This window comes from Pseudomonas tehranensis (genome assembly GCF_014268615.1).
Classification (GTDB): domain Bacteria; phylum Pseudomonadota; class Gammaproteobacteria; order Pseudomonadales; family Pseudomonadaceae; genus Aquipseudomonas; species Aquipseudomonas tehranensis.
Map to the genome: position 1 here is coordinate 1 of NZ_JABWQV010000229.1, position 8,020 is coordinate 8,020.

7 protein-coding genes are annotated in these 8,020 nt (G+C 59.4%); 3 read left to right on the plus strand and 4 right to left on the minus strand.

All coding sequences use genetic code 11. The features are described from left to right. Nucleotides 1-99: 99 nt before the first annotated feature. Nucleotides 100-738, minus strand: coding sequence for a peroxiredoxin (locus HU811_RS22395; protein WP_092452750.1), 639 nt, complete (start codon nt 736-738; stop codon nt 100-102). 345 nt (nt 739-1,083) lie between these two features. On the opposite strand from HU811_RS22395, the gene mntA reads away from it, so the two are divergent. Together mntA and hepT are read left to right on the plus strand one after the other, a co-directional pair. After that, the gene (gene mntA / locus HU811_RS22400; RefSeq protein ID WP_186658148.1) at nt 1,084-1,479 is read left to right on the plus strand and encodes a type VII toxin-antitoxin system MntA family adenylyltransferase antitoxin; all 396 of its coding nucleotides are present in this window, start codon (nt 1,084-1,086) and stop codon (nt 1,477-1,479) included. Continuing rightward, complete coding sequence (hepT, locus tag HU811_RS22405; protein WP_092395272.1) at nt 1,469-1,897, plus strand: type VII toxin-antitoxin system HepT family RNase toxin; 429 nt, start codon at nt 1,469-1,471, stop codon at nt 1,895-1,897. The genes mntA and hepT overlap by 11 nt, the downstream gene beginning before the upstream one ends. 72 nt (nt 1,898-1,969) lie before the next feature. Here hepT and HU811_RS22410 read toward each other — a convergent pair whose 3' ends face one another. The 3 genes from HU811_RS22410 to argE form a co-directional block, all read right to left on the minus strand. Further along, the gene (locus HU811_RS22410; protein ID WP_186658149.1) at nt 1,970-3,289 is read right to left on the minus strand and encodes an OprD family porin; all 1,320 of its coding nucleotides are present in this window, start codon (nt 3,287-3,289) and stop codon (nt 1,970-1,972) included. Nucleotides 3,290-3,776: 487 nt separating this feature from the next. Next, nucleotides 3,777-5,075, minus strand: a complete 1,299-nt coding sequence (gene argA / locus HU811_RS22415) for an amino-acid N-acetyltransferase (protein WP_092452761.1) — start codon at nt 5,073-5,075, stop codon at nt 3,777-3,779. Nucleotides 5,076-5,207: 132 nt separating this feature from the next. Then, on the minus strand, nt 5,208-6,365 hold the full coding sequence (argE, locus tag HU811_RS22420; protein ID WP_186658150.1) for an acetylornithine deacetylase: 1,158 nt from the start codon (nt 6,363-6,365) through the stop codon (nt 5,208-5,210). Nucleotides 6,366-6,523: 158 nt separating this feature from the next. Between argE and HU811_RS22425 the strand changes: the two genes are divergently transcribed. Then, entirely contained in the window at nt 6,524-7,891 is a 1,368-nt protein-coding gene (locus HU811_RS22425) for a CYTH domain-containing protein (protein WP_186658151.1), read from the plus strand. The last annotated feature ends 129 nt before the right edge of the window (nt 7,892-8,020 follow it).

Below are 8,020 nucleotides of genomic sequence, written 5' to 3' on the forward strand. Positions count from 1 at the left end.
AGCGAGCCTGCTCGCGATGGCGGCGGATCAGCCAGTGGCGATGTCGACTGATAGACCACTATCGCGAGCAGGCTCGCTCCCACAGGTTTTGCGTTTGCCTTAGCGATTGGGCTGCGGGGTGAGGCGCAGGTAGGGCTTCACCGCGCGATAGCCTTTAGGGAAACGCTGTTTGATTTCGTCTTCATCCTTGAGCGACGGCACGATCACTACTTCATCGCCGTCCTGCCAATTGGCCGGGGTGGCGACTTTGTAGTTGTCGGTCAGTTGCAATGAGTCGATCACCCGCAGGATCTCGTTGAAATTGCGCCCGGTGCTGGCCGGGTAGGTGATGGTCAGGCGAATCTTCTTGTTCGGGTCGATCACGAACAGAGAACGCACGGTCAGGGTATCGCTTGCGTTGGGGTGAATCAGGTCATACAGGTCCGAGACTTTGCGGTCAGCGTCAGCCAGGATCGGGAAATTGACGACCGCATTCTGAGTTTCGTTGATGTCCTCGATCCATTTCTGATGCGAGTCCACCGGGTCCACCGATAGCGCGATGGCCTTGACGCCGCGTTTGTCGAATTCACCCTTGAGGTTGGCGGTCAAGCCCAGCTCGGTGGTGCATACCGGTGTGAAGTCCGCCGGGTGGGAAAACAGCACACCCCAGCTATCGCCGAGCCATTGGTGGAAGCGGATCTTGCCCGCGCTGGAATCCTGTTCGAAGTCGGGGGCGATGTCGCCCAGTCTGAGACTCATGTGCAGCTCCTGATGGGGTGCTTGGGGAGCCCAACTGTGCCTGCGTTTGACTCGGCTTAGAAAGACCGAATGTCGATTTGTTTATAACGTTTTCAAATATTAAAAAACTGTTCACTGGCGCCGCAGCACCATCGGAGCCAGGATTGCCCTGAGGTTCGAGAAGGCCTCGATTTGCTGAAAAGAGGAGAAGCTTCGAGAAAGGCTACAGGGGTGGGCCCGACTCGAAAACGCAAAAAGCCCCGTCCGGTGTGTTGCCGGGCGGGGCTTTTTCTTATCGGCTTTGTTTGCGCCTTTGATGAGTAAATTATTGGCCCGCTGTCTGGGCGAGCGGCTAGGATAGGCAGCATGAACACTCAAGCCTTGTTGACTCATCTGCAAAACCATTTGCCTGATCTACTCGCGGTCTACCTGTTCGGCAGCCATGCACAGGGGACCGCAGGCCCCGACAGTGATGTCGATATGGCAGTACTCTTGCCTGGCCGGGTCGACCCTGTGTTGTTATGGCAGCTTTCAGGAGACTTGGCGGATATCGCCGGGAGTCCGGTGGACCTGATTGATTTAGGCGCGGCAACGACCGTCATGCAATACCAGATCGTGACCCGAGGTCGGCGACTGTGGGCCAGGGACGTCCAGGCGGGGCTGTTCGAAAGTTTTATTCTCAGTGAAAAAACCGCTTTCGACGCCGCTCGGGCCGGGCTGCTCAAGGATATTCACGCAGAAGGCAATGTGTATGGTCGATGATGTATTGGTCAACAAAGCGGCGAGCATTGAGCGCTGCGTCGCCAGGGTGCGGGAGGAATACGACAAGGATCCCGCCACCTTCGCGACTGATTTCACTCGCCAGGATTCGGCTGTTCTAAATATTCAGCGTGCGTGTGAAGCGGCACTGGATATGGGCCAACATTTGATTCGCCGCGAGCGACTGGGCGTCCCGCAAAGTGCCCGGGATGTCTTCGAGTTGCTTTTTCAAGGTGGCTGGGTAGAAGAAGGCTTGGTGAAAAATCTGAAAAACATGGTGGGTTTCAGAAATATCGCCGTGCATGACTATCAAGCCCTGCAACTGCCGATCATGGTTGCCATCATTACACGGCACCTGGACGACTTCCTGGCATTCAGCGCGTTCATTCTGCGTAAAGACGCCACCCAGTCAGCGCCATAGCGCTGCCCCGAAAACGCAAAAAGCCCCGTCCGGTGTGTTGCCGGGCGGGGCTTTTTTCTATCGCTCTACGTCTTACATGAAGTTGTAAGTGTAGTTGAAGATCAGGCGAGTCTGATCCTGGTCGGCGATACCGGAGCTGCTGCCACGGTAGGAGCCGTGACGCAGGGTAGTGCCGAAGCCCTTCAGAGGGCCTTGCTGGACAACGTAGTCCAGGCGCATGTCGCGTTCCCACTCGGACGAATCGCTGCCGCCGGTAGCGGACTTGATGTTATCGCCGTGCAGATAGGAAACGGCGGCTTTCAGGCCCGGCACGCCCAAGGAAGCGAAGTCGTAGGAGTATTGGCCGAAGGTGGTGTTTTCACCAGCACGGACAAACCCGTTGATCATGCTGTCGGTGAACAGGTAGAAGCTCGCGCCGCCGGCACCTTCGTTACGACCGTTGCCATCAACTACGTTGGCCTGGTTCAGGTAGACAAAGCCACCGTCATCGCCGACTTGCTGGTGACCCAACAGGAAGGCACTGCCGCCCAGGGTGTAAGTGAACATCGCGCTCCAGGTCTTGTTATCGACCTCGCCCGGGGTCTTGGCATAACCGTTGTTGTTGTTAAATTGATAGCCCGCGTCACCGTTACGGCCATCCGAGCTGCTATCGAAATAACGCAGGTCGGTTTTGAACGATTGACCTTCGCCGATCGGGAATACGTGTACCGCGCCCAGGAAGTGCTGTTTGTAATAGTCCTGCAGGTTGGCGTAGTAGTACTGAAGGGTCAGGTCTTTGGTGACCTTCCAGTCGGCACCGGCAAAACGGAACTGGTTGCTCTCCTCGGTACCGCCAGCTATCGCCAGACCGGTACTGTTGCTCGATGCACGGCCAGTGGCGTGCTCCAGCTGACCGGCATTAATGGTGACGTTATCGATTTCCTTGGAGGTGATGGTGCCACCTTCAAAGGTCTGTGGCAGCAAACGGCTGTCGTTGGCAACCAGAATCGGCAGGCTCGGTGCCAGAGCGCCACCCACGTGAGCTTCGGTTTTGGAGAAAAGTGCCTTTACGTTACCGGACAAACGGCTCCACTCATGTACCGCCGAACCATCCGTATCACTTGGCATGTAGGAGCCGGCGTTACGACCCCTGCCGCCATCGAGACGAATACCAACCAGTGCCTGAGCGTCGATACCAAAACCGACAACACCCTGCGTGAAGCCAGACTTGTAGTCGAACTTGAGGCCCGTGCCCGTTTCGCGCAGGTCCTCACCGCCCTCACGGTTATCGTTATTGAAGTACAGCGTACGAGAATTGACAGACGCCTTGCTGTCCTCGATAAAACCGGCGGCGCCTGCCTGCTGCGCCAAAACCCCAACGGCCACAGCCAGGGCCAAGGTGGACTTGTTCATGCTTCGCTCCTCTCGTTTTCTAATTCTTGTGTGTCTTTGGTTTCCGGTCGAACGCCCGGAATCCGCGGATGCTTGATTAGCGCCAGTCTGTGACTGGCAAGTCAATCGTAACCATTTGTGATTACGACCAAGGTCTAACCCTGCGACACCGGCCCGCAGAATAATGGTTTGTTTATAAATCTAAAAAGAATTGTTTCATCATTTTTCAGCTCATTTGGAAATATCACCGCCATCAAAGCGTCATCCAACCGTGACATGGCATATCGGCCAGTCTGGGGATTACTGAATGTTTTTATTGATAGCGGTTCTGCACTGTGGCGATCCTGGGAAATGCAGCAGGCTCCCAAGCATTCCAACTGCAGCACTCATGGACAAAACAGCGTAGCTGCGATCTTGATAGATTCCAGCCTGACGGATCATTGTCTGGAATCAAGAAGGTCGCAGCTACGCGGTTCACTCCGATGGGCGGCTCCCCCAGGCAGGGCACTTAGAGGGCTTTTTCGAAGATTTTCGAATTGCGCTGATAGTTGTACAGCGATGCCCGCGCCGCTGGCAGACGCTCGACACTGCTGGGCTCAAAGCCCCGCTCGCGGAACCAATGGGCCGTACGGGTGGTGAGTACGAACAGCGTCTTGAGTCCTTTGGCCCGAGCCCGGCTTTCAATCCGCTCCAGCAGCTCATCGCCACGACCGCCGTGGCGGTATTCCGGATTCACCGCCAGGCACGCCAGTTCCCCGGCATCCGAGTCGGCGATTTGGTAAAGCGCCGCGCAGGCGATGATCATGCCTTCGCGTTCGACCACGCTGAACTGCTCAATCTCACGCTCCAGCACTTCGCGGGAACGACGCACCAGAATCCCCTGCTCTTCCAGCGGGCTGATCAGGTCCAGCAAACCGCCGACATCCTCGATGGCCGCTTCGCGCACCACCTCGAATTGTTCCTGGGCCACCAGCGTACCGCTGCCATCGCGGGTAAACAGTTCGGCCAGCAACGCACCGTCTTCGACGTAGCTGACGATATGACTGCGCGCCACACCACCGCGACAGGCCTGGGCCGCCGCATCCAGCAGCTCGGCCTGATAGTCGCTGCCCAGCCGTTGCATGTGGGCCGGGACCTGTTGCGGGCGCAACTCGCGCACCAGTCGGCCGTCTTCGCCGATCAGCCCCTGCTCGGCACCGAATAGCAGCAGTTTGTCGGCTGCCAGATCAATGGCCGCCCGGGTCGCGACGTCTTCGCAGGCGAGGTTGAAAATCTCCCCGGTCGGCGAATAACCCAATGGTGACAGCAGGACGATGGAGCGCTCGTCCAGAAGGCGATTGATGCCCTTGCGATCGACCCGACGGACTTCGCCGGTGTGGTGATAATCCACGCCTTCCAGTACGCCGATGGGCCGTGCCGTCACCAGGTTGCCGCTGGCGACACGCAGGCGCGAACCCTGCATCGGCGAGGACGCCATGTCCATCGACAGGCGCGCTTCGATAGCAATGCGCAACTGGCCGACAGCGTCGATCACGCACTCCAGGGTTGCAGCGTCGGTGATGCGCATACCGTGGTGGTAATGGGGCGTCAGGCCCCGCGCGGCGAGGCGGGTTTCGATCTGTGGGCGCGAACCATGAACCAGCACCAGGCGTACACCCAGGCTGTGCAGCAACACCAGGTCATGGACAATGTTGCCGAAGTTCGGATGTTCCACACCATCGCCGGGCAGCATGACGATGAAGGTGCAATCGCGGTGGGCGTTGATGTAAGGCGAAGCGTGACGAAGCCAATTGACGTATTCGGGCATGAACCTGGGCCTGTAATAAATAGCAGCCGAAAAAAGACGAAACGGAACGCACAGCGGGCTGATGGTTATCGTCGGAACAGGCTTGGCGACACGCGCGCTCTCCTCATGAATACGGGCCCGGATGTGGGCAATTTAGCCGGCCGTGGCCGGTGTCAGGCAGTAATGTTCGATCAGTTGCCGCAATAGCTGCACGGTAGGTTGCAAACGTGACATTTCAAGGTATTCGCCCGGTTGGTGGGCACAGGCGATATCGCCGGGGCCAAGTACCAGGGTTTCGCAGCCAAGACGCTGAAGATAAGGCGCTTCGGTGCCAAACGCCACTGCTTCGGCACGATGGCCGGTGAGTCGCTCGGCCACTCGCACCAGCTCGCAGTCTTCGGCCTGCTCGAAGGGGGGCACTTCGGGGAACAGCGGTGCGTAGTCGATCTTGACTTTATGGCGCTCGGCGATGGGATTGAGCTTCTGCTGGATCGCAGCCCGCAAGACATTCGGGTCCATGCCAGGCAATGGCCGCAGGTCGAACTCCATGGAGCACTGGCCGCAAATCCGATTGGGGTTGTCGCCGCCGTGGATGCAGCCGAAATTCAGGGTTGGCTGTGGCACGGTGAATTGCGGGTTACGAAATTCGCGCTGCCATTGCAGGCGCAGGCCACGCAATTCGCCCATTGCGTCGTGCATCGCTTCAAGGGCGCTGTGACCCAGGCTCGGGTCGGAGGAATGGCCGCTGCGCCCAAGGATATCGATGCGCTCCATCATGATGCCTTTGTGCATCCGGATCGGCTTGAGGCCGGTCGGCTCGCCGATCACCGCCGCGCGCCCCAACGGCCTTCCGGCATCGGCCAGGGCCCGGGCCCCGGACATCGAGCTTTCTTCGTCGCAGGTGGCGAGAATCAGCAGGGGTTGCTTGAACGGCTGCTCCAGCAGGGGCTTGACCGCTTCGATGGCCAGGGCGAAAAAACCCTTCATGTCGCAACTGCCCAGGCCAACCCAACGACCATCGACCTCGGTGAGCTTCAGCGGATCGGTCTGCCACAACTGGCCGTCGAACGGCACCGTGTCGCTGTGCCCGGCCAGTACCAGGCCGCCAGGCCCGCTGCCGAAACTGGCCAGCAAATTGAACTTGCCGGGGTTGACCTGCTGGATATCGCAGGAGAACCCCAGGTCGGCGAGCCAGCCCGCCAGCAGTTCGATCACGGCACTGTTGGACTGGTCCAGCCCAGGTTGGGTACAACTGACCGAAGGCGCGGCGATCAGGGCAGCGAACTGATCTTTCAGGGTAGGCAAAGGCATCGCTGGCTCCGGACTTACAAATTGACGTTCATCATAGAACCATCCGGCGCAAGGAAGAAACCGTCGCGGCGCGTAGGACGGATGAGTCCTGTACACTGCACGACCTTGGCAGCCACACCTTCCCCCGGCTGCGCACTCGATCCCTGGATTTTCCGGCCATGCAGAAAGAAACCGAAATCAAACTCCGCGTCAGCCGCGAGACCCTGGCAGCCTTGCGCGAGCACCCATTGCTCAAGAAACGCAACAAAAGCGGCTGGGAACGCCACGAACTGATGAACCAGTATTTCGACACACCGGAGCGCGACCTGGCCGGGGCCAAGGTCGCCCTGCGTCTGCGTCGCGACGGCGAAGAGGTGATCCAGACCCTCAAGACGCGCGGCCAGAGCATCGCCGGCCTGTCCGAGCGCAACGAGTACGACTGGCACCTGCCCAAAGCCAAGCTCGACCTGAAGAAACTCGATGGCGAATGCTGGCCAGAGACGTTGACCGAACTGGACAAGAAAACCCTCAAGGCCATCTTCACCACCGACTTCGTTCGTGAACGCGCGGAAATCGCCTGGGGCCGCGGCAAAAGCAAAGTCGTCATCGAGGCCGCGCTGGACCTGGGCCACGTCGTGGTCGGCAAGCAGAAGGAAGAAATCTGCGAGCTGGAGCTGGAATTGCGCGAAGGCGAACCCGCCGCCCTGCTGGAACTGGCTGCCGAGCTGGCCGCGACCCTGCCCCTGATGCCGTGTGATATCAGCAAGGCCGAGCGTGGCTATCGCCTGCATGATGCGAACAGCTATGCCCTGAGCCTGCCGGCCCCGCAATTGACCGCCGAGATGCCACTCGATGATGCCTTTGCCGCGCTGAGTTGGCATTTGCTGGGCAGCAGCCAACGTCTGGCCGAACAGTATCGCTTTAACGGCCACTGGCGCCTGCTGCAGGACTGGGTGGAAAACCTGGCCGAACTGCGCGCCCTGCTCAGCAGCCTTGGCCAGGCCGCACCACGCCAATCGACCCATGACCTGCGCGTCGCCCTGGACGCACTGCTGGAAGACTGGCGCCCGTTGGTCCAGGCCGGCCTGGATGACGAAGACGTGCGCAAGGCCGCGCCGGAACAGTTCCTTGAAGAGCTGCAAGACCCGCGCTGGGGCCAATTCTCCCTCAACACTTCACGCTGGCTGCTGGCCCGTAGCTGGGCTGCCGAGCGCAACACCCGCGGCAATCGCCAGGGCGCGGCCCAACTGGGTAGCTGGCTGCCTCGCCTGCTGGGCGAGGAATCGTCGTCGCTGCAACTGCAACGCTATCAGCAACAGCCGGAAGACCTGGCCGAACAGCTGCCGCGCATCGAACGCATCCAGGCCTGGCTGCACCACGCTCGCCAGGTGCTGGAAATCCCGGAAATGGACCGCCTCTACGGAGAGCTGAACAAACTGGCGCAACTGGCCAACGAACCGATTACCGACGAAGCCCTGGAGGCGCGCAAGCAACAGGCGATTGCGGTCTATCAGAATCGGGCCTGGAAGACTTTGCTGCGACTGTAACCGAGATATCGTCGGCGTCTGGAATATCGCCTTCGCGAGCAAGCCCGCTCCCACACTGGATCTTCAGCGAACACAAAATGTGTGTACGACAGAGACCCCATGTGGGAGCGGGCTTGCTCGCGAAGACGG

Bases quoted from the DNA above. Each gene is read 5' to 3' on its own strand.
- HU811_RS22395 (WP_092452750.1), bottom strand. From the start codon at position 738: ATGAGTCTCAGACTGGGCGACATCGCCCCCGACTTCGAACAGGATTCC.
- mntA (WP_186658148.1), top strand. From the start codon at position 1,084: ATGAACACTCAAGCCTTGTTGACTCATCTGCAAAACCATTTGCCTGAT.
- hepT (WP_092395272.1), top strand. From the start codon at position 1,469: ATGGTCGATGATGTATTGGTCAACAAAGCGGCGAGCATTGAGCGCTGC.
- HU811_RS22410 (WP_186658149.1), bottom strand. From the start codon at position 3,289: ATGAACAAGTCCACCTTGGCCCTGGCTGTGGCCGTTGGGGTTTTGGCG.
- argA (WP_092452761.1), bottom strand. From the start codon at position 5,075: ATGCCCGAATACGTCAATTGGCTTCGTCACGCTTCGCCTTACATCAAC.
- argE (WP_186658150.1), bottom strand. From the start codon at position 6,365: ATGCCTTTGCCTACCCTGAAAGATCAGTTCGCTGCCCTGATCGCCGCG.
- HU811_RS22425 (WP_186658151.1), top strand. From the start codon at position 6,524: ATGCAGAAAGAAACCGAAATCAAACTCCGCGTCAGCCGCGAGACCCTG.